Annotated in this window: 13 protein-coding genes; 1 reads left to right on the top strand and 12 read right to left on the bottom strand. The window is 60.3% G+C overall.

The window, feature by feature from the left end; translation table 11 throughout:
• Positions 1-71 precede the first annotated feature (71 nt).
• The 5 genes from tuf to AB8A50_RS10045 form a co-directional block, all read right to left on the bottom strand.
• On the bottom strand, positions 72-1,262 hold the full coding sequence (gene tuf / locus AB8A50_RS10025) for an elongation factor Tu (RefSeq protein WP_184517871.1): 1,191 nt from the start codon (positions 1,260-1,262) through the stop codon (positions 72-74).
• Between the two features lie 39 nt (positions 1,263-1,301).
• Positions 1,302-3,374 carry an elongation factor G gene (gene fusA, locus AB8A50_RS10030; protein ID WP_089268268.1) on the bottom strand — a complete coding sequence of 691 codons (2,073 nt, stop codon included), beginning with the start codon at positions 3,372-3,374 and terminating at the stop codon, positions 1,302-1,304.
• Between the two features lie 31 nt (positions 3,375-3,405).
• On the bottom strand, positions 3,406-3,876 hold the full coding sequence (gene rpsG / locus AB8A50_RS10035) for a 30S ribosomal protein S7 (protein ID WP_068731502.1): 471 nt from the start codon (positions 3,874-3,876) through the stop codon (positions 3,406-3,408).
• A gap of 15 nt (positions 3,877-3,891) precedes the next feature.
• Positions 3,892-4,263 carry a 30S ribosomal protein S12 gene (rpsL, locus tag AB8A50_RS10040; RefSeq protein WP_068731626.1) on the bottom strand — a complete coding sequence of 124 codons (372 nt, stop codon included), beginning with the start codon at positions 4,261-4,263 and terminating at the stop codon, positions 3,892-3,894.
• 737 nt (positions 4,264-5,000) lie between these two features.
• Positions 5,001-5,399 carry a RidA family protein gene (locus AB8A50_RS10045; RefSeq protein WP_175365590.1) on the bottom strand — a complete coding sequence of 133 codons (399 nt, stop codon included), beginning with the start codon at positions 5,397-5,399 and terminating at the stop codon, positions 5,001-5,003.
• Between the two features lie 134 nt (positions 5,400-5,533).
• Between AB8A50_RS10045 and AB8A50_RS10050 the strand changes: the two genes are divergently transcribed.
• The gene (locus AB8A50_RS10050) at positions 5,534-6,106 is read left to right on the top strand and encodes a TetR/AcrR family transcriptional regulator (RefSeq protein WP_081421804.1); all 573 of its coding nucleotides are present in this window, start codon (positions 5,534-5,536) and stop codon (positions 6,104-6,106) included.
• 25 nt (positions 6,107-6,131) lie between these two features.
• Here AB8A50_RS10050 and AB8A50_RS10055 read toward each other — a convergent pair whose 3' ends face one another.
• The 7 genes from AB8A50_RS10055 to rplJ form a co-directional block, all read right to left on the bottom strand.
• On the bottom strand, positions 6,132-8,162 hold the full coding sequence (locus AB8A50_RS10055) for an ABC transporter ATP-binding protein (protein WP_184517876.1): 2,031 nt from the start codon (positions 8,160-8,162) through the stop codon (positions 6,132-6,134).
• Between the two features lie 125 nt (positions 8,163-8,287).
• Positions 8,288-10,342, bottom strand: coding sequence for an FAD-dependent oxidoreductase (locus tag AB8A50_RS10060; RefSeq protein WP_439077554.1), 2,055 nt, complete (start codon positions 10,340-10,342; stop codon positions 8,288-8,290).
• Between the two features lie 267 nt (positions 10,343-10,609).
• Positions 10,610-11,071, bottom strand: a complete 462-nt coding sequence (locus AB8A50_RS10065) for a GNAT family N-acetyltransferase (RefSeq protein ID WP_439077555.1) — start codon at positions 11,069-11,071, stop codon at positions 10,610-10,612.
• A gap of 95 nt (positions 11,072-11,166) precedes the next feature.
• Entirely contained in the window at positions 11,167-15,366 is a 4,200-nt protein-coding gene (gene rpoC, locus AB8A50_RS10070; protein WP_093762211.1) for a DNA-directed RNA polymerase subunit beta', read from the bottom strand.
• Positions 15,367-15,491: 125 nt separating this feature from the next.
• A complete protein-coding gene (gene rpoB, locus AB8A50_RS10075; RefSeq protein ID WP_120286934.1) occupies positions 15,492-19,607 on the bottom strand; it encodes a DNA-directed RNA polymerase subunit beta in 4,116 nt (1,371 codons plus the stop codon).
• A gap of 431 nt (positions 19,608-20,038) precedes the next feature.
• Positions 20,039-20,416, bottom strand: coding sequence for a 50S ribosomal protein L7/L12 (rplL, locus tag AB8A50_RS10080; protein ID WP_089268274.1), 378 nt, complete (start codon positions 20,414-20,416; stop codon positions 20,039-20,041).
• Between the two features lie 54 nt (positions 20,417-20,470).
• Complete coding sequence (gene rplJ, locus AB8A50_RS10085; RefSeq protein WP_089268275.1) at positions 20,471-20,989, bottom strand: 50S ribosomal protein L10; 519 nt, start codon at positions 20,987-20,989, stop codon at positions 20,471-20,473.
• Positions 20,990-21,549 lie beyond the last annotated feature (560 nt).

Genomic DNA, 21,549 nt, shown 5'->3' on the forward strand with positions numbered 1-21,549 from the left:
CTTTGAAAGCGAATGGTTGTTGCGAGTAGCGAGTAGCGAGACCCGCTACTCACGACTTCCTGTTCGCGTCCTTACTCGATGATGCTAGCGACGACGCCTGCACCGACGGTGCGGCCGCCTTCACGGATGGCGAAGCGCAGCTTTTCTTCCATCGCGATCGGCACGATCAGGTGCACTTCCATGGCGATGTTGTCGCCCGGCATCACCATTTCGGTGCCTTCCGGCAGATGCACCACACCGGTCACGTCGGTGGTGCGGAAGTAGAACTGCGGACGGTAGTTGGTGAAGAACGGCGTGTGACGGCCACCCTCTTCCTTGGTCAGAATGTAAGCCTCGGCCTTGAACTTGGTGTGCGGCTTCACCGAACCCGGCTTGCACAGCACCTGGCCGCGCTCGACGTCTTCACGCTTGGTGCCGCGCAGCAGCGCGCCGATGTTGTCGCCGGCCTGGCCCTGATCGAGCAGCTTGCGGAACATTTCAACGCCGGTGCAGATCGTCTTCTGCGTGGCGCGGATGCCGACGATTTCGATTTCCTCGCCGACCTTGACGATGCCGCGCTCGACGCGGCCGGTCACGACCGTACCACGGCCCGAGATCGAGAACACGTCTTCCACCGGCATCAGGAACGGCTGGTCAACCGGACGCTCCGGCTGCGGGATGTAGCTGTCGACATTCTTCATCAGTTCGAGAATGGCGTCGTGACCGAGCTTCTGGTCCGAGTTTTCGAGAGCGGCCAGCGCCGAACCCTTGATGATCGGAATGTCATCGCCCGGGAAGTCGTACTTCGAGAGCAATTCGCGGACTTCCATTTCCACGAGCTCGAGCAGTTCCGGATCGTCGACCATGTCGCACTTGTTCAGGAACACGACCAGCGCGGGAACGCCGACCTGGCGCGCCAGCAGGATGTGCTCGCGGGTCTGCGGCATCGGGCCGTCGGCAGCCGACACGACCAGGATGCCACCGTCCATCTGCGCGGCGCCGGTGATCATGTTCTTCACATAGTCGGCGTGGCCGGGGCAATCGACGTGCGCATAGTGGCGGTTGGCGGTCTCGTATTCGACGTGTGCCGTCGAAATGGTGATGCCGCGGGCCTTTTCCTCGGGCGCCTTGTCGATCTGGTCGTAAGCGGTGAACGTGGCACCGCCCGTCTCTGCCAGCACCTTCGTGATCGCCGCCGTCAGCGACGTCTTGCCGTGGTCAACGTGACCGATCGTACCAATATTGCAGTGCGGCTTGTTACGTTCAAATTTTGCTTTGGCCATGACTCTCTCCGTTTAGTCGTCAACTGTCGCTAACGACAATCAGGCAAACTTCTTCTGGACTTCTGCCGACACATTGGCCGGCGCTTCCGCGTAGTGATCGAATGACATCGAGAACGTTGCACGACCCTGGCTCATCGAGCGCAGCGTGTTCACGTAACCGAACATGTTCATGAGCGGCACCATCGCGTTGATGACGTTGGCGTTGCCGCGCATGTCCTGACCCTGGATCTGACCGCGCCGCGAGTTCAAGTCGCCGATGACAGAACCGGTGTAGTCTTCCGGGGTCACGCATTCGACCTTCATGATCGGCTCGAGCAGAACGGACTTGCCCTTCTGCAGCGCGTCGCGGAGTGCCGCGCGCGAAGCAATTTCGAAGGCCAGTGCCGACGAGTCGACGTCGTGATAAGCGCCGTCAACCAGCTGGACATGAACGTCGACCACGGGGAAGCCCGCGACCACGCCCGAAGTCATGACGCTGTTGAGACCCTTTTCGACGCCGGGGATGTATTCCTTCGGAACCGAACCACCGACGACCTTGGATTCGAACACGAAGCCCGAACCCGGCTCGCCCGGCTCGACCACGAACTTGACGCGGGCGAACTGGCCGGTACCACCGGTCTGCTTCTTGTGGGTGTAGTCGACTTCAGCGCGCTTCGTGATCTTCTCACGGAACGCCACCTGCGGCGCGCCGATATTCGCATCGACCTTGTAGGTACGGCGCAGAATGTCGACCTTGATGTCGAGATGGAGTTCGCCCATGCCCTTCAGAATGGTCTGGCCGGACTCGTGGTCGGTCGACACGCGGAACGACGGATCTTCCGCAGCGAGCTTCGCCAGAGCGACGCCCAGCTTTTCCTGGTCGGCCTTGGACTTCGGCTCAATCGCGATTTCGATCACCGGCTCCGGGAATTCCATGCGCTCGAGAATGACCTGCTTGTCCGGATCGCAAAGCGTGTCACCGGTGCGGGCTTCCTTGAGGCCAGCCAGAGCGACGATGTCGCCGGCAAAGGCTTCCTTGATGTCTTCACGGTTGTTCGCATGCATCAGCAGCATGCGGCCGATACGTTCTTTCTTCTCACGGGTCGAGTTCACGACACCGGTGCCGCTCTGCAGAACACCCGAATAGATGCGACAGAAGGTGATGGTGCCGACGAACGGATCGTCCATGATCTTGAATGCGAGCAGAGCCAGCGGCTCCTTGTCGTCCGCCTTGCGGAGGATCTCGTTGCCGTCTTCGTCCGTGCCCTTGATGGCAGGAACGTCAACCGGCGACGGCAGATAATCGACAACCGCGTCGAGCAAAGGCTGCACGCCCTTGTTCTTGAAAGCCGAGCCGCAGAGAACCGGGTAGAACGCGCCAGTCAGCACGGCCTTACGGATCAGACGCTTGAGGGTCGCCTCGTCCGGCTCGGTGCCGTCGAGGTAAGCAGTCATCGCCTCATCGTCGAGTTCGACGGCGGCTTCGAGCAGCTTCTCGCGATATTCCTTGGCCTTCTCGACCAGGTCAGCCGGAATGTCGACGGTCTCGTACTTCGCGCCGAGGGCCTCGTTGTTCCAGATATAGGCCTTCATGATCACGAGATCGACCATGCCGACGAAGTCGTTCTCCGCGCCGATCGGCAGCTGGATTGCAACGGGCTTCGCGCCGAGACGATCGATGATGTCCTGCAGGCACTTATAGAAGTCAGCGCCGGTCTTATCCATCTTGTTCGCGAAAACGATCCGCGGAACCTTGTACTTGTCGCCCTGACGCCAAACGGTTTCGGTCTGCGGCTCGACGCCCTGGTTGGAGTCGAGAACGCACACGGCGCCGTCGAGCACGCGCAGCGAACGCTCGACTTCAATCGTGAAGTCGACGTGGCCGGGGGTGTCGATGATGTTCAGGCGATGGCCGTTCCAGAATGCAGTGGTGGCAGCGGACGTGATGGTGATGCCACGCTCCTGCTCCTGCTCCATCCAATCCATCGTCGCGGCACCTTCGTGCACTTCGCCGATTTTGTGGCTCTTGCCGGTGTAATAGAGGATGCGCTCGGTCGTTGTCGTCTTACCGGCATCGATATGCGCCATGATACCGAAGTTACGGTAGTCCTCAATGGCATGTACGCGAGGCATGGGATGTTCCTTAAATTCCGGAGTTTCGCCGTTACCAGCGATAGTGCGAGAATGCGCGATTGGCTTCCGCCATCTTGTGCACGTCTTCCCGCTTCTTCACGGCGTTACCACGGTTGTTTGACGCATCGAGCAGCTCAGCCGAAAGACGCTCGGTCATGGTCTTCTCGTTGCGAGCGCGCGCAGCGGTGATCAGCCAGCGAATGCCCAGCGCCTGGCGCCGAATGCTGCGGACTTCAACCGGCACCTGATAGGTGGCGCCACCAACGCGACGCGAACGAACTTCGATCGTCGGCATCACATTTTCCAGAGCCTGCTCGAACACGCCGAGCGGACCCTGCTTGGTCTTCGCTTCGATCATTTCGAAAGCACCGTAAACGATGGTTTCGGCGGCAGACTTCTTGCCGTCATACATGATCGAATTCATGAACTTGGTGACGATGACGTTCCCGAACTTCGGATCCGGGTTAACTTCACGCTTTTCAGCTGAATGGCGACGAGACATCGATCAGACCCCGGCTTACTTCGGACGCTTCGCGCCGTACTTCGAACGACGCTGCTTACGGTTCTTGACGCCCTGGGTATCCAGCACGCCGCGGAGGATGTGGTAACGCACGCCGGGCAAATCCTTGACGCGACCGCCGCGGATCATGACCACGGAGTGCTCCTGAAGGTTATGACCTTCACCCGGAATGTAACCGATGACTTCGAAGCCATTGGTCAGACGCACCTTGGCAACCTTACGAAGCGCCGAGTTCGGCTTCTTCGGAGTCGTCGTGTAGACACGCGTGCAAACGCCGCGCTTCTGCGGCGACTGCTGCAGCGCAGGAACCTTCTTGCGCGACTTCTGAATTGCGCGCGGAGTAGCGATCAGCTGGTTGATCGTCGGCATGTCAGCCTTCACCCTTTAGTTCGCTCGAAGCCGTAACGGCTTCCTCAAAATCACATCGGAGCAACCTGCCCCACGGTTCGCATCACGTGAAAAGCTTCACGCAAAACGAAATCACGCCAACCATTCATTGCTGAACGGAAAGCGCTTAACGCCACAGAGGACCGCGATCATGACCGCCAGACTTGCGTCTTTAGGTCTGCACCGAGGTCATGCATTCGAATTTAATCTCAAGAGAGAAGTCTCTCAGGAGACAAACGTCGTTTTGGCATTGCCTTGATATAGCGACAGCGTTTGAGCTTCTTGGTCGAGGTTGGTGCCCGATTAGCTCCGAAAAGCCGATTGGGTGATCCGTTCCGACACTGGCGAAGCTCACCGCCTGTCGTTGAATGGCCGGGTTGTATCCGCAGGGGATACCCAAGTCAACAATAAAGCGCGATGAAAGAAACGCTTCTCGCACTGCATCTTCTAGCATGTGGATCATGACAGAACATACGCGATTTCGGCGCCTGCCATGTCATCCACGAAAGAATCTGCGACTCGGATTCGTTGCAGTTTGATGAAAGAGAATCGCCTGGGTTGCGGAATTCTTGCGACCTGCTCCGCCGGCTCACATCCGATGCAAACCGTATCGCGTCCCGAATCGGCACACCGGGCCAGCTCGATCAGCAGCAAATATTACCGGGGGGCCGAATGGAGAGGGACACAGCCCACCCCACCCGACACTCACGGTCAGCCAATCAGGCGGATGCAGGGAGGCGTGCGATGACCTTGATCTCGAAATCGAAGCCCGCCAGCCAGTTGACCCCGACGGCGGTCCAGTTCGGGTAAGGCGGTTCACCGATTACGGCCAATCGGACGGCATTGACCGCCGCGAACTGGGTGGCCGGGTCGGTGTGGAAAGTGGTCACGTCGACCACGTCGTCGAATGTGCAACCTGCAGCCTTCAGCACGGCCGCGAGGTTATCGAATGCCAGCTGGACCTGCTTTTCGAAGACCGGCTCCGGCGAGCCGTCTTCCCGGCTGCCGACCTGGCCGGAGACAAACAGGAGGTCGCCCGATCGTATCGCCGCCGAATACCGGTTGATCTCGTAAAGCGCCTGCCGGCCGGCCGGGAAAATCGCGTCGCGTTTGGTCATGGTGTCAGTCCTGTTCAACGATTATGTACGCCCCGTATGTCAGAATATTCAGGCATACGCCTCGTATGTCAATACGCATACAGCGCGTATGTTACTTTGCGGAGATGACAGTGGTCGCGAGACGACGAGCGGAAATGGTGGAGGAAACCCGGGCCAAGCTCATCCGGGCGGCCCGAACGGCTTTCGCCGCCAAAGGCTATGCGGCCGCGTCGATGGACGATCTAACCGCGGAAGCCGGCCTGACGCGCGGCGCGCTCTATCACAACTTCGGCGACAAAAAGGGTTTGCTGCAGGCCGTCATCGATCAGATCGACGCGGAAATGTTGGCGCGCATGCGCGCTGCCCGCGGTCAGGCGGACACCGCATGGGACGGGTTTCTCAACGAAGGCGTCGCCTATATCGAAATGTCCCTCGAGCCGGAGATCCAGCGCATCATGCTGCTGGACGGCCCCGCCGTACTCGGCGATCCCTCGCAATGGCCGAACCAGACGGCGTGTCTGCGCACGACAACACAGGCGATTCAACGGCTGATCGACGATGGAACGGTCAAGCCTGTCGATGCCGAAGCGGCGGCCCGTCTGATCAATGGCGCGGCGCTCAACGCCGCCCTCTGGATCGCTGCCGCCGACGATCCCCACGCGGTCCTTACGAAAGCTGTCGAGGCTTTCCGCCAGCTCGCGGCGGGATTACTGCGAACGGCGGGATGACCGCCTCACACATCTTCAGATGCGCTCACTCGTCGTCGTCATCCTCGTCATCATCATCGTCGTTGGCAGATGACCTGTGCCGCTGGTCGTCCCAGAGCTGGCGATAGGTACCGTTCAGCGCCAGCAGCTCCTTGTGCGAGCCGCGCTCGATCGCCTTGCCGCCATTGATGACGATGATTTCGTCCATATCCACCACGGCGGCCAGCCGGTGCGTCGACGAAATCAGGGTGCGGCCCTTGGCGAGTTTGAACAGCGTCTTGTTGAGCGCCGCCTCGGTTGTCTGGTCGAGGGCGGATGTCGCCTCATCCAGCAGGAGTACCGACGGATTGCGGACGACGGCCCGCGCGATCGCAATCCGCTGGCGTTGGCCGCCGGAGAGCGTATCGCCGCGCTCGCCGACCTGGGTGTCGTATTTGTCCGGAAGGCTCATGATGTAGCGATGGATCTCGGCCTTGCGCGCCGCCTGCTCGACTTCCTCGTCGGTGGCGCCTTCCTTGCCGAGCCGGATGTTCTCGCGGATCGACATGTTGAACAGCATGTTCTCCTGGAACACCACCGCCATGTGGCCGCGCAGGGACTCGCGCGTGATCTTGCGGATATCGACGCCGTCAATGGTCACCCTGCCCTCGTCCGGCATATAGAGCCGCAGGATCAGGTTCAGCAACGTGCTCTTGCCGGAACCGGACGGGCCGACAATAGCGACGGTCTTGCCGACATTGATCTTGAGGCTGAGATTGTCGAGCACCGGCTGCTGGCTGTTCTCATACTTGAACGAGACGCGATCGAACGTGATGTCGTTGACGATGCGCGGCAGCTCCGGTGAGCCGGGCTTGTCGGCGCCGCGTGTCGGCTCGTCGAGCATTTCCTCCATGTGCCGCACCGCGGCCGCTGCCTGGATCGACACCGGGATGAAATGCATGACATGGGCGATATTGTAAGACACCTCCCAGAACGCGCTTTCGAAGGTGACGAAGGTGCCGACAGTGATCTGACCCTTGGTGGCGAGATAGGCGCCGATCGCCAGAACCACCAAATGCAGCAGCAATACCGAGACGGTGACCGAGCGCTCGACCATGGTCGACAGGAAGGTCGCCGCCGCGATCCTGTCGCGCGTTTCGTTGTTGCGCAGCCGGAACCAGCCCATGGTACGGCGCTGCAGGCTGAAGGCCTTGATCACCGCCTGTGCCGCGATGTTTTCCTGCACCATGCCGAGCACTGAAGCTTCGCTGAGCTTCTGGTCGTAATTGGCCTGCACGGCCTTCGGCGTCAGGATGCGCGGGCCAATCAGCGTGATCGGGAAAATCAATAGCGCGACGGCGGCCAGCTGCCAGTTCAGATACAGCATCAGCCCGATGCCGGCGATGAGTTCGAGGAACGGCAGCAATGCGCTGTTGGCGAAACTCTTGATGGCCGTCTCGAAAGACGACAGATCGATCGAGAAGCGCGACAGAATCTCGCCGCGCTTGGTGCGGGCGAAATAGGCCGACGGCAGATCCTGCACGTGATCGAACAGGCGCGAGCGGACGTCCGTGATGATCGAGGCTGCCAGTTTGGCGTCCCAGCGCTCGTACCAGATCGCAACGATCGACGTGACAATGCCGGCCACGGCCAGCACCGACAGGATCTTGAACAGCGCGTCGAAGTCTTCCTCGCCGAGCGCGTCGTCGATCAGATATTTGAGGCTGAGCGGCATGATGACGTTGAACAGCGTCTCGACCAGAACGCCGAAGCCAACGAAGCCAAGCAGCTTGCGGTACTTGCCGAGCAACGGTCGCGTGAAACGATAGACCGTTCCGAATGCGCCGGCGGCCTCGCGCGCGGTGAAGACGACCAGTTCCTCGTCATCATCGTCATCGAGCTCGTCGTCTTCATCCTCGTCGTCATCATCGACGGCAGGCTTGGCTTTTGCCGTCTTCTCGACGGCCGGCGGTTTCGTGCTGGGAACCGAAGCGGCGGCAGCGCCAACCGGGAGCGCGAACTTGTCATCGAGCGGCGTGGCCGGCTCGGCCGCGTTCTTGTCGTCAGATGGAGGCTTTGGAGGTGGCTTCGACGCCATGGAACGAACCGTTGCTGCACGGTCCTTCGACCGCAAGAATCAATGAAGCGGCCCGGACAGCCACGGCAATGATCCTATGCGATCAGAATGTCCTCGGCAAAGCAACCGAAGGCGGATGCCAAAGATCAATCCTCGGCATCGACCTTGTCGAAGAACGAGTAACGCAGGCTGTCCGCGTCGGCATACCAGTGGCCCGGGCCCTTGCCGGCGGCCAGTGTCGCTTCCCACACCGCCTCGGTGCAGTCGCGGCGATGCATCGACAGGTCGAAGCCATTGCCGAAGAACAGTTCCGACCACTCCCACCAGGTGCCGAGCTTCTTGACGCCGCGCAGCAGGTCGTAGCGATCGATCACCGCTGGCGCCATGTCAGACGTGACCGAGCCGAACACAAGGCCGGTCTTCACGACGCGGTTGAGCTCCTGCACGGCCGTAACCACCTGTTTGTCGCTCACGTGACACAGGCTGGTCTCGAACACGAAATCGAACTGCCCGGCCTTGAAGGGCAGATCGGTGATCGAGCCGAGCTTGTTGAACTTCTGCAGCGCCTTTGGCGTCCTGGCGTGGATCGCCTTGTTGTTCTCGACACCCCAGGCGTCGATCCCCCTGGCACGCAACGCGCCGACCAGTTCGCCTGATGCCGAGCCGGCGACCAGCAGCTTGTAGCCCTTGGCGCGGCCCCAGACGATCTTGATGAGATTTGTCAGATAGGCCGGGTCGGTAAACTGGCTCCAGACCTCGCTATAAGGACCGACACCGCGATAGTTCTGGAAATAGTCGCGATCAATCTTGTCGGAGATCGTCGTGCCATTCTGACCCTGCGCACGGCGCAGGCGCATCATCTCGGTGAGGATGATGTCGGTGGCGGCATCGGAGGAGTCGAGCAGACCGTTCAGCGTGGAGTCGAACAGATAGTCGCCGACCACGACGAGGCCCGGATGATCCTTCGGCTCCGGCCGGTGATTGGTCATGACGTCGCGCACCGGCATGCCGCCGGGGATCGCGTTGACCGACGACAGCCAGCGATGGATCTTGCCTTCCAGCAGATGCTCACGCGCATCGCCAAACGAGACCGGCAACGACTTCAGCGCGGCATCGATCAACTCATCGTCTGTGAGGTTGGCAAAGGCCAGCGCGTCGGAGCCTGGCACCAGCCAGTTCAGCACGCCGTGCTTGCCGACATCGTGGCGCGCGCCCTCGTTATAGACACAGCAGCCGCCGAAGGCTTCCGACATGAACCAAGCACCGGGAATCTGATCGCCCCAGAACGGGGTGTCGAACAGCAGCGAGATCCGCAGATAATGCGCCGGGCGGTCGAAGTAAGCGACGTGTTTGACCATCGACTTGCGCAGCTGCTCGCCGTCCCAGCGCATGGTCGCCAGCCATGAATGCGGCAGGCACATCACCACGAGATCGAAATCGCGGGTGTCCGGCCCCTTGCCGTTCATCATGTCGAGCTGATAGCGGCCCTGCTCGGTCTTGCCGACCTTGAGCACACGGTGATTCAGCCGGATGTCGGCATCGACTTCCGACTGCAGGCAGGAGATCAGCTGCTCGTTGCCGTTCTGGATCGAATAGAGGCCGATATAGCCATCGACATCCATCACGAAGTTCTTCAGCGCATTGAGGCCGTTGGTGTTGTGCGTCTCGGTCGCGATGTCGGAGCGCGCCATCACCTTCAGGAAGCGCTTGGCAATGGGATCGCTGACTTCCTTATCAAGCAGTTCCTCGGCATTTATCCATGCCCAGGGGTGTTCGTTGTCGTGCGAACCGACGCCTTCGTAATATTCGATCGGCGACACCATGCTCGCGCACTTCTTACGGAAGGCTTCAATGGCGGCTGCGGTCTTGGCGCCGTATTTCTTGCGCATGCCCGGCACGTCGTTGAGCAGCTCGCCGTCCAGTTGCACCTGCTCGGCATCCATCGGAATGGTCTGCAGGCCGAAATGCTGGATCAGCTCGCGCAGCGGATCCGGCCCTGTCATCGAGTAATCGTAGATTTCCGCAACGCCAGCTTCGTACATGGCTGGCGCGGTATCGAATTTGCGCGTGAGAATCTTGCCGCCGACGCGGTCGGACGCCTCGTAGATGGTGACACGACATAGATCGCCGAGCTTCTTCTTGAGATACCAGGCGCTCATCAGGCCGCCTGGACCACCACCAACAATTGCAAGATCAAGCATAGGTTTCTTTCACGCGTCGTGTTTGCCGGCGGCAATATCCGGCAACGGTCGATGTAACGTATTCCCAGCCAAAGCGGAATCCGCTGACGCTGCAAGGCTGGCCCGTCGACCCCGTCGACTCGCGCTAACCCCCTCCAAGTGAAAACATTTTTCAGCTGAAGGAAAGATGAACAAAAGCATGTAGTGCGCCGCAATACACGCCAGACGCGAAAAAGGCTGGCTTTCGCCGGCCTTTTCCATGGCATTGATGTGATCTGTAGTGGCAGGTCAGTTGGTCGGCGACAAGACACGCTCCATGACGATGGTCCGCTCCTCACCGTGATAGGCCTCACGAACGGCCGTGAAGCCCAGTCTCGCGTAAAAAGCCTCTGCGGTGACCGTCGCCGGAACCGTCAAAATCGCAAGCTGTCGTTCGCGGGCGACCCTCTCGATCCGCTGCACCAGCAAACGGCCGATGCCGCGCCCTTGCACGTCCGACAAGACGAACATGGTCCGCAGGGCCTGCCCATCCAGGCTCGCCGTGCCGACAACACGATTGTCCATCTCGGCAACGAACACATCGCGCTGGTCGATCAATCGTTCGACAGCCGCGGGGCTGAAACTGAGTTCAACCCGCGCGATGATATCGGGCGTGTAATCCTTCGCATTGGTTTCGCGCAGCGCGCGGATGATGACGCGGCTGATACCTGCTGCATCGCCGGCTTGAGCCGGCCGAATATCGCATGTCATCTGACCGCTCTCCGTTACCAACCGAATGAACAGATCAAAACGAGAAAGGGCCAGCTTGCGCCGGCCCTTTCGTTTCTTAAGTCTGCCCGGCCCGATTACTCGGCCGACGGCAGCATCAGCGGTTCTTCTGCCGGAGCCGACGGCACGATCGCTGCCTGCTTCTCGCGCTCGTCGAGGATCATCTTGTCGCGCTTCATTGCGACTTCGCGGATCTTCGCCATCGAGGCGCCAGTACCGGCCGGGATCAGGCGGCCGACAATGACGTTTTCCTTGAGGCCTTCGAGCGGGTCCACCTTGCCGTTGACGGCAGCTTCGGTGAGCACGCGCGTGGTCTCCTGGAACGACGCTGCCGAGAAGAACGAACGGGTCTGCAAGCTGGCCTTGGTGATGCCCAGCAGCACAGGGTTTCCGGTCGCGATCTTCTTGCCTTCTTCCTTCGCCTTCAGGTTCAGCGCGTCGAACTCGATCTTGTCGATCTGCTCGCCCGAGATCATGTCGGTCTCGCCCTGATCGGTAATCTCGACCTTCTGCAGCATCTGACGGACAATCACTTCGATGTGCTTGTCGTTGATGAGCACGCCCTGCAACCGGTAAACTTCCTGGATTTCGTTGACCAGATAGGCAGCGAGTTCCTCGATGCCCTTGATCGCCAGAATGTCGTGCGGCGCCGGATTGCCTTCGACGATGTAATCGCCCTTTTCGACGATGTCGCCGTCCTGCAGATGGATCTGCTTGCCCTTCGGAATGAGGTACTCGCGGGTCTCCTCATTCTTGTCGAGCGGCTCGATCGAGATGCGACGCTTGTTCTTGTAGTCGCGTCCAAAGCGGATGGTGCCGCCGATTTCCGCGATGATCGCCGCGTCCTTCGGCTTGCGCGCCTCGAACAGTTCGGCCACCCGCGGCAGACCGCCGGTGATGTCACGCGTCTTCGCGCTTTCCATCGAGACACGGGCAAGAATGTCGCCCGAGGTCACCTTGGCATCGACGTCGACCGACAGAATAGCGTCGGGCGACAGCATGTAACGGGCGTCGCCGCCACGTGCGAGCTTGAGGACCTTGCCGTCCTTGCCCTTGATGACGATAGCCGGACGCAAGTCCGCACCGCCACGCGACGAACGCCAGTCGGTAACGACGCGCTTGGCGATACCGGTCGACTCGTCGAGCGTTTCCGTAATCGACTGGCCGTCGATCAGGTCCTCAAACCCGATCGTGCCGTCGACTTCGGTCAGCAGCGGACGGGAATACGGATCCCATTCCGCAATACGCTGGCCACGCTTGATCATGTCGCCGTTGGCGACGTGAACGCGAGCACCGTACTGGATACGGTACGTCGCACGCTCGGTGCCATCGGCGTCAGAGATGGCGATGACCATGTTGCGCACCATTGCAACCATGTGGCCTTCGCCGTTCTTGGCGATGTTCTCGTTCTTGATCGTGATCTTGCCGTCGAAGTTCGACTCGATCACTGACTGCTCGTTGAGCTGCGCCGCGCCGCCGATGTGGAACGTACGCATCGTCAGCTGCGTGCCGGGCTCGCCGATCGACTGCGCCGCGATGACGCCGACGGCCTCACCGTGGTTGACGGGCGTGCCGCGGGCCAGATCGCGGCCGTAGCAGGTGCCGCAGATGCCGTTGACCAGTTCGCAAGTGAGAGCCGAACGGATCTTCACTTCCTGGATGCCGGCCTGCTGGAGCAGATCGACGTCCTTCTCTTCCATCAGCGTGTTGCGCTTGATCAGCACCTTGTTGGTCGCGGGATCGCGAATGTCTTCGCAAGCCGAACGTCCGAGGATACGCGACGCCAGCGATGCGACCACCGAACCGGAGTCGATGATGGCGCGCATCTTGATGCCGAGATTGGTGCCGCAATCGGTCTGCGTGATGATGCAGTCCTGCGCCACGTCGACGAGACGGCGGGTCAGATAGCCTGAGTTCGCGGTCTTCAACGCGGTGTCCGCGAGGCCCTTACGAGCGCCGTGGGTCGAGTTGAAGTATTCGAGAACCGACAGACCTTCCTTGAAGTTCGAGATGATCGGCGTTTCGATGATCTCGCCCGACGGCTTGGCCATCAGGCCGCGCATACCACCGAGCTGACGCATCTGGGCCGGCGAACCACGGGCACCGGAATGCGCCATCATGTAGATCGAGTTGATCTGGGCTTCTTCACCCGCCGCATTCCTCTTCACCGAGGAGATTTCTTTCATCATCTCCTTGGCGACTTCTTCACCCGCCTTCGACCAGGCGTCGACGACCTTGTTGTACTTCTCACCGTGGGTGATCAGACCGTCATTGTACTGCTGTTCGAAGTCCTTCGCGAACGCACGGGTGGCGTCGACGATCTTCCACTTCGAACCCGGCACGACCATGTCGTCCTTGCCGAACGAGATGCCGGCCTTGAACGCGTTGTAGAAGCCGAGCGCCATGATGCGATCGCAGAAGATCACGGTCTCTTTCTGACCGCAGTGACGGTAGACCTGATCGATGACGCCCGAGATTTCCTTCTTGGTCATCAGCTTGTTGATGACGTCGAAAGGCATCTTCGGCGACTTCGGCAGAACCTGACCGAGCATCGCACGACCGGCAGTGGTTTCCACCATGCGCGTGACCGGCTTGCCGTCCGCATCGAGACCGGACCAGCTGTATTTGATCTTGGTGTGGAGGTGGATGACCTTCGCATGCAGCGCATGCTCGATCTCCGCCATCTCACGATACAGCTTGTTTTCGCCCGGGAGACCCGCACGCATGGTCGACAGGTAGTACAGACCCAGCACGATGTCCTGCGACGGCACGATGATCGGCTGACCGTTCGCCGGATGCAGGATGTTGTTGGTCGACATCATCAGGACGCGCGCTTCCAGCTGCGCTTCGAGCGACAGCGGAACGTGCACGGCCATCTGGTCGCCGTCGAAGTCGGCGTTGAAGGCCGAGCAGACCAGCGGATGCAGCTGGATCGCCTTGCCTTCGATCAGCACCGGCTCGAACGCCTGGATGCCCAGACGATGCAGCGTCGGCGCGCGGTTCAGCAGCACGGGATGCTCGCGAATGACCTCGTCAAGGATGTCCCAGACCTCGGGACGTTCTTTTTCAACGAGCTTCTTCGCCTGCTTCACCGTGGTGGACAGACCCTTGGCGTCGAGACGCGAATAGATGAACGGCTTGAACAGTTCGAGCGCCATCTTCTTCGGCAGGCCGCACTGATGCAGACGCAGTTCCGGACCGACGACGATGACCGAACGGCCCGAATAGTCGACGCGCTTGCCGAGCAGGTTCTGACGGAAACGACCCTGCTTGCCCTTCAGCATGTCGGCCAGCGACTTCAGCGGACGCTTGTTGGCGCCGGTGATGACACGGCCACGGCGGCCGTTGTCGAACAGTGCGTCGACGGCCTCCTGCAGCATGCGCTTTTCGTTGCGGATGATGATGTCCGGCGCGCGGAGCTCCATCAGACGCTTCAAGCGGTTGTTACGGTTGATGACGCGGCGATACAGATCGTTCAGATCCGACGTCGCGAAGCGGCCGCCATCGAGCGGCACCAGCGGACGCAGATCCGGCGGGATCACCGGCACCACCGTGAGGATCATCCATTCCGGCTTGTTGCCGGAATAGCGGAAAGCCTCGACGATCTTCAGGCGCTTGGCGAGCTTCTTGTGCTTGATGTCGGATTCGGTCTCCTTCATCTCGACGCGCAGCTGCTCGTCGAGCTTCTCGAGCTCCAGCCCCTTCAACAGTTCACGGATCGCCTCGGCACCGATCATCGCGGTGAACGAGTCCTGGCCGTATTCGTCCTGCGCCTTCAGATATTCTTCTTCAGACAGCAGCTGACGGTCCTTGAGCGCGGTGAGACCCGGCTCGAGAACGACGTAGTATTCGAAATACAGGATGCGCTCGAGATCCTTGAGCGTCATGTCCAGCAACTGGCCGATGCGCGACGGCAACGACTTCAGGAACCAGATGTGCGCGACCGGAGCAGCCAGTTCGATGTGGCCCATGCGCTCGCGTCTGACGCGCGACAGGGTCACTTCGACCGAGCACTTCTCGCAGATGATGCCCTTGTACTTCATGCGCTTGTACTTGCCGCACAAGCACTCGTAATCCTTGATGGGCCCGAAGATGCGGGCACAGAACAGGCCGTCGCGCTCGGGCTTGAAGGTACGGTAATTGATGGTTTCCGGCTTCTTGATCTCGCCGTAGGACCACGACAGAATCTTCTCCGGGGACGCAATCGAGATCCGGATCTGGTCGAAGACCTGAGCCGGAGTCGTCGGATTGAAGAGATTCATAATTTCTTGGTTCATCGTCTTCTCCTCGCGTGCCGATCGCCATCAGCAGCAAATTCGAAATTCTTTAGAGCCACACACCCTGCCCCACGTCCCGGCTGGGTGCGGACGCCCGGCCATCAGGCCGGGCGTAACGCTTGTTCTTACTCGGCAGCTTCGGAGGTCGGCCCCGGCAGCTTGGAATTGTGCAGGTCGACGTTGAGGCCGAGCGAGCGCATTTCCTTGACCAGCACGTTGAACGATTCCGGAATACCGGCCTCGAACGTGTCGTCGCCGCGCACGATCGCCTCGTAGACCTTGGTACGGCCCGCGACGTCGTCCGACTTCACCGTCAGCATTTCCTGGAGCGTGTACGCCGCGCCGTAAGCCTCGAGCGCCCACACTTCCATTTCACCGAAGCGCTGACCGCCGAACTGCGCCTTACCACCCAGCGGCTGCTGCGTGACGAGCGAGTACGGACCGATCGAACGCGCGTGGATCTTGTCGTCCACGAGATGGTGAAGCTTGAGCATGTAGATGTAGCCCACAGTCACCTTGCGATCGAACTGGTCGCCGGTCCGGCCGTCATAGACGGTGGACTGACCGGACGCGTCGAAGCCAGCCATCTTCAACATCTCTTCGATGTCGGCTTCCTTCGCACCGTCGAACACCGGCGTCGCAATCGGCACGCCAGGCTTCAGGTTACGCGCCAGTTCAAGCAGCTCGGTGTCGTTCAGTGACTTGATGACTTCGTCTTCGCCGTAAACCTTCTTCAGGGTGTCGCGCAGCGGCTTCAGATCCTGCTTCTGGTAGTAGGCGTCGATGGTCTGACCGATCTTCTTGCCCATGCCTGCGCAGGCCCAGCCAAGATGCGTCTCCAAGATCTGACCGACATTCATGCGCGACGGCACGCCGAGCGGGTTCAGCACGATGTCCGCATGCGTACCGTCTTCAAGGAACGGCATGTCTTCGATCGGAACGATCTTCGACACCACGCCCTTGTTGCCGTGACGTCCGGCCATCTTGTCGCCGGGCTGAATCTTGCGCTTCACCGCGACGAAGACCTTGACCATCTTCATCACGCCTGGCGGCAATTCGTCGCCACGCTGCAGCTTCTCGACCTTGTCGAGGAAGCGCTGTTCAAGGCCCTTCTTCGACTCGTCGTACTGCTTCCGCATCGCTTCGATTTCGGTCATCAGCTTGTCGTTCGCGGTGGCGAACATCCACCACTGCGACCGCGGATTTTCGTCGAGCACGGCGCGCGTGATCTTGCCGTCCTTCTTGAAGCCCTTCGGACCGGCGATGCCGACCTTGTTCTCCAGGAGATCAGCCAGACGGCCGTAGACGTTACGATCCAGGATGGCCTGCTCGTCGTCACGGTCCTTGGCGAGACGTTCGATTTCTTCCCGCTCGATCGCCAGAGCACGTTCGTCCTTGTCGACGCCGTGCCGGTTGAACACGCGGACTTCGACGATCGTGCCCTGCACGCCCGGAGGCACGCGGAGCGAGGTGTCGCGAACGTCCGACGCCTTTTCACCGAAGATGGCGCGCAGAAGCTTTTCTTCCGGCGTCATCGGGCTTTCGCCCTTCGGCGTGATCTTGCCGACCAGGATGTCGCCGGCGCGGACTTCAGCGCCGATATAGACGATGCCGGCTTCGTCGAGGTTCTTCAGCGCTTCTTCCGACACGTTCGGAATGTCGCGGGTGATTTCCTCAGGGCCGAGCTTGGTGTCGCGGGCCATGACTTCGAATTCCTCGATGTGGATCGAGGTGAAGACGTCTTCCTTCACGATCCGCTCCGAGAGGAGGATCGAGTCTTCGAAGTTGTAGCCATTCCACGGCATGAACGCGACGAGCACGTTACGGCCGAGCGCGAGTTCACCGAGATCGGTCGACGGACCGTCGGCAATGATGTCGCCCTTGCGAATGACGTCGCCAACCTTCACCAGCGGACGCTGGTTGATACAGGTCGACTGGTTCGAACGCTGGTACTTCATCAGGCGATAGATATCGACGCCCGACTTGGTCGGATCGAGATCTTCGGTCGCGCGGATAACCACGCGGGTTGCGTCGATCTGGTCGATGACACCCGAACGGCGGGCAGCGATCGCAGCACCGGAGTCGCGGGCCACGACGGCTTCCATGCCGGTACCGACGAACGGCGCTTCGGCGCGCACCAGAGGCACGGCCTGACGCTGCATGTTCGAGCCCATCAGCGCGCGGTTGGCGTCGTCGTTCTCGAGGAACGGGATCAGCGCCGCAGCGACCGAAACGAGCTGCTTCGGCGACACGTCCATGTAGTCGACCTTGTCGGCCGGCAGCGGCAACACGTCGCCTGCATGACGGCAGATGATCATGTCTTCGGTGAACTTGCCCTTGGCGTCGAGCGACACGTTCGCCTGCGCGACCGAGTAGCGGCCCTCTTCCATCGCGCTGAGGTACACGACCTCATCGGTGACGCGACCGTCCTTGACCTTGCGGTAAGGGGTCTCGACGAAGCCGTACTTGTTGACGCGCGCGAAGGTGGCGAGCGAGTTGATCAGACCGATGTTCGGGCCTTCCGGCGTCTCAATCGGGCAGATACGGCCGTAATGGGTCGGATGCACGTCGCGGACTTCGAAGCCGGCGCGCTCACGGGTCAGACCGCCCGGGCCAAGCGCCGAAAGGCGACGCTTGTGGGTGATTTCCGAGAGCGGGTTGGTCTGGTCCATGAACTGCGACAGCTGCGACGAACCGAAGAACTCGCGCACAGCGGCAGCCGCGGGCTTCGCGTTGATCAGGTCCTGCGGCATCACGGTGTCGATGTCGACGGACGACATACGTTCCTTGATGGCGCGCTCCATGCGCAGCAGGCCGACGCGATACTGATTTTCCATCAGCTCGCCGACCGAACGCACACGGCGGTTGCCGAGATGGTCGATGTCGTCGATTTCGCCCTTGCCGTCGCGCAGATCCACCAGCGTCTTGATGACGGCCAGGATGTCTTCCTTGCGCAGCGTGCGATGAGTGTCCGGCGCGTCGAGTTCGAGGCGCATGTTCATCTTCACGCGGCCCACGGCCGAGAGATCGTAACGCTCACTGTCGAAGAACAGCGACTGGAACATGTTCTGCGCGGATTCGAGCGTCGGCGGCTCGCCCGGACGCATCACGCGATAGATATCGAACAGCGCGTCTTCACGCGTCAGGTTCTTGTCTGCCGAAAGCGTGTTGCGGATATAGGCACCGATATTGACGTGGTCGATGTCGAGCAGCGGGAGTTCCTTGTAGCCCTCCTCGTTCAGCGCCTTCAGCGACTTCTCGGTGATTTCCTCGCCGGCTTCGGCGTAGATTTCACCGGTCTTCACGTTGACGAGGTCCTCGGCGAGATAGTTGCCGACCAACTCTTCATCGGTCAGACGCAGCGCCTTGAGGCCCTTCTCGGCGAGCTGACGGGCAGCGCGCACGGTGAGCTTCTTGCCGGCTTCGAGCACGACCTTGCCGGTGTCGGCATCGATCAGGTCGTTGACGGTGGAATAGCCACGGAAACGGGTGGCGTCGAACGGAACGCGCCAGCCTTCCTTGATCTTCTTGAACTGGATCTTCTTGTAGAACGTCGAGAGAATCTCTTCGCCATCCAGACCCAGCGCGAACATCAGCGACGTCACCGGAATCTTGCGGCGACGGTCGATACGCGCGAACACGATGTCCTTGGCGTCGAACTCGATGTCCAGCCAGGAACCGCGATACGGGATCACGCGGGCAGCGAACAGCAGCTTGCCCGACGAATGGGTCTTGCCCTTGTCGTGGTCGAAGAACACGCCCGGCGAACGATGCATCTGCGAGACGATGACGCGCTCGGTGCCGTTGACGACGAAGGTGCCGTTCATGGTCATGAGCGGGATATCGCCCATGTAGACGTCCTGCTCCTTGATGTCCTTGACGGACTTGGCGCCGGTTTCTTCGTCGATATCGAACACGATCAGGCGCAGCGTCACCTTCAGCGGCGCAGCATAGGTCATGCCGCGCTGGCGGCACTCATCGACGTCATATTTCGGCGGCTCGAATTCGTAGCGCACGAATTCCAGCATCGAGGTGCCCGAGAAATCCGAGATCGGAAACACCGAACGGAAAACAGCCTGCAGACCTTCGTCGAGGCGACCGCCGGTCGGCTCATCGACCATCAGGAACTGGTCGTAGGACGCCTTCTGAACCTCGATGAGGTTCGGCATCTCTGCGACTTCTTTAATATGACCGAAGAACTTGCGAACGCGCTTGCGACCTGTGAACGTCTGCTGACCCATCGTGGCCTCTCATTGCGTCGCCCGAAAGGGGCGAACCTTCCAGAGCGCGACTGCCATCGCCTCCGGGTTGAATTTCCAAGAACGTTCCGAATTCGGCGCCCAATATGAGGAACAAAATCCCTCTCCCGAGCATTTGAATCGCAGAACGCAAAACGACGTGCGCGATGCCCGACTGCATCTCGCCCGTCCAAACCGTCTAGCTACGGACCGAAAAGCCCGAAAATTGCCCATCTCCCAACGGCTTAACCGGAAACGTCGCCGTTTCCGCTGTCAGACCGTGTTTTTCGTGCTGCCGTCCCGATATGGGATGGCAATCATGGAGATTCGAGGGTGGTTCCCAGCGCATCCCCACACATTCCTGTGTAGTCCATCGAGTTCCGGCCCAGAGGGCGACCAAATGGCCGCCCTCCAGATGGAACCCATAAAGGGTCTTACTTGAGTTCGACCTTCGCGCCAGCCTTCTCGAGCTGACCCTTGATCTTCTCGGCTTCATCCTTGGCAACGCCTTCCTTGACGGGCTTCGGAGCGCCTTCGACCAGGTCCTTGGCTTCCTTGAGGCCAAGACCCGTGATCGCACGGACTTCCTTGATGACTTCGATCTTCTTGTCGCCGGCCGAAGCCAGGACGACAGTGAACTCGGTCTTTTCTTCAGCAGCAGCAGCACCGCCGCCGCCAGCAGCCGGACCAGCAACTGCAACAGCAGCAGCAGCCGAAACGCCCCACTTTTCTTCGAGCATCTTGGCGAGGTCGGCAGCTTCGAGCACGGTCAGGCTCGAGAGATCGTCAACGATTTTCTGTAGGTCAGCCATTGTCTATTTCCTTAAGCGTATTTGGTTCGAACCAGGGTTTGAATGCGAAGGGCGTCAGGCCGCTTCGCTCTTTGAGGCATAGGCCTGAACAACACGCGCGAGCTTCGCCGCGGGAGCTGTCGAGAGCTGAGCGATCTTGGTCGCCGGCGCCACAAGGAGGCCGAGGATCTTCGCGCGCAGTTCGTCGAGCGAGGGCAGCGCGGCCAAGGCCTTGACGCTGTCGACGTTCAGGACGGTTTTACCCATCGAGCCGCCAAGGATGACGAACTTCTCGTTCGCCTTGGCAAATTCGACGGCAACCTTCGGTGCAGCTACCGGATCGTCCGAAGTGGCGATCACAGTCGGGCCCTTCAACAGGGAACCGATGGCAGCAACATCCGTGCCTTCAAGAGCAATTTTGGCGAGACGGTTCTTCGAGACCTTCACCGAGGCGCCAGCCAGCTTCATCTGCGAACGCAGGTTCTGCATCTGGGCAACGGTGAGGCCGGAATAATGGGCGACGACCGCAACGCTGGTGGTCTTGAAGACCCCGTTCAGCGCGTCGACCGCGTCCTTTTTAGCCGCTCTTTCCACAGCAAGCTCTCTCCGGTTGGCGGCCTCTATCGAGATAGGACCGCCGGGTTACACCCACCGTCCCACCTGAACCTGACCTCAAGACCCATGCTCGTTAAAACACATGGTCTAAAGACACGTCGGGCGAGACGATATGATAGCCTGCCCTCCCGAACCGTCCTGGCGAACCAGCATTGGCGCGGGGTGTCGAGGTTCGAACCAAATACGCGTCATGTCGCACAAAACGACATTGGCGAAATCCAGTCTTCACCCGTCTATGCTGGCTGCATCAAGTTTTACGATTAAGCCGTGGATGAAACTTGCGTTTATCTAAGGCGCCAGCAGTCTCGGACAGGATTCAGGATCATCGATAAGCCATCATCAGGCCTATTGGTGACCCCTGCCCGCCTTCCTCAAATCCGCGTCGCGCGTCCCATCCCCGTCGAGCGATCCGTATGGACAGCCTGAAAGGAAAAGTCTCCTGCGATGTGGGTTGTCGGAGTGCGAACACAGACGCGCCAGCTACCAGCCAGCACGCCCGGAAACGGTTGTTTAACGAGTCTTTTTCGTGTTGCCAAGCG

It is taken from the genome of Tardiphaga sp. 841_E9_N1_2, from assembly GCF_051811065.1.
GTDB lineage: Bacteria > Pseudomonadota > Alphaproteobacteria > Rhizobiales > Xanthobacteraceae > Tardiphaga > Tardiphaga robiniae.

Coding starts and splice junctions, on each gene's coding strand:
- AB8A50_RS10065 (WP_439077555.1), bottom strand. CDS start 11,071: ATGACATGCGATATTCGGCCGGCTCAAGCCGGCGATGCAGCAGGTATC.
- AB8A50_RS10055 (WP_184517876.1), bottom strand. CDS start 8,162: ATGGCGTCGAAGCCACCTCCAAAGCCTCCATCTGACGACAAGAACGCG.
- rplL (WP_089268274.1), bottom strand. CDS start 20,416: ATGGCTGACCTACAGAAAATCGTTGACGATCTCTCGAGCCTGACCGTG.
- AB8A50_RS10060 (WP_439077554.1), bottom strand. CDS start 10,342: ATGCTTGATCTTGCAATTGTTGGTGGTGGTCCAGGCGGCCTGATGAGC.
- AB8A50_RS10045 (WP_175365590.1), bottom strand. CDS start 5,399: ATGACCAAACGCGACGCGATTTTCCCGGCCGGCCGGCAGGCGCTTTAC.
- AB8A50_RS10050 (WP_081421804.1), top strand. CDS start 5,534: ATGGTGGAGGAAACCCGGGCCAAGCTCATCCGGGCGGCCCGAACGGCT.
- rpsL (WP_068731626.1), bottom strand. CDS start 4,263: ATGCCGACGATCAACCAGCTGATCGCTACTCCGCGCGCAATTCAGAAG.
- rpoB (WP_120286934.1), bottom strand. CDS start 19,607: ATGGGTCAGCAGACGTTCACAGGTCGCAAGCGCGTTCGCAAGTTCTTC.
- rpsG (WP_068731502.1), bottom strand. CDS start 3,876: ATGTCTCGTCGCCATTCAGCTGAAAAGCGTGAAGTTAACCCGGATCCG.
- fusA (WP_089268268.1), bottom strand. CDS start 3,374: ATGCCTCGCGTACATGCCATTGAGGACTACCGTAACTTCGGTATCATG.
- rpoC (WP_093762211.1), bottom strand. CDS start 15,366: ATGAACCAAGAAATTATGAATCTCTTCAATCCGACGACTCCGGCTCAG.
- tuf (WP_184517871.1), bottom strand. CDS start 1,262: ATGGCCAAAGCAAAATTTGAACGTAACAAGCCGCACTGCAATATTGGT.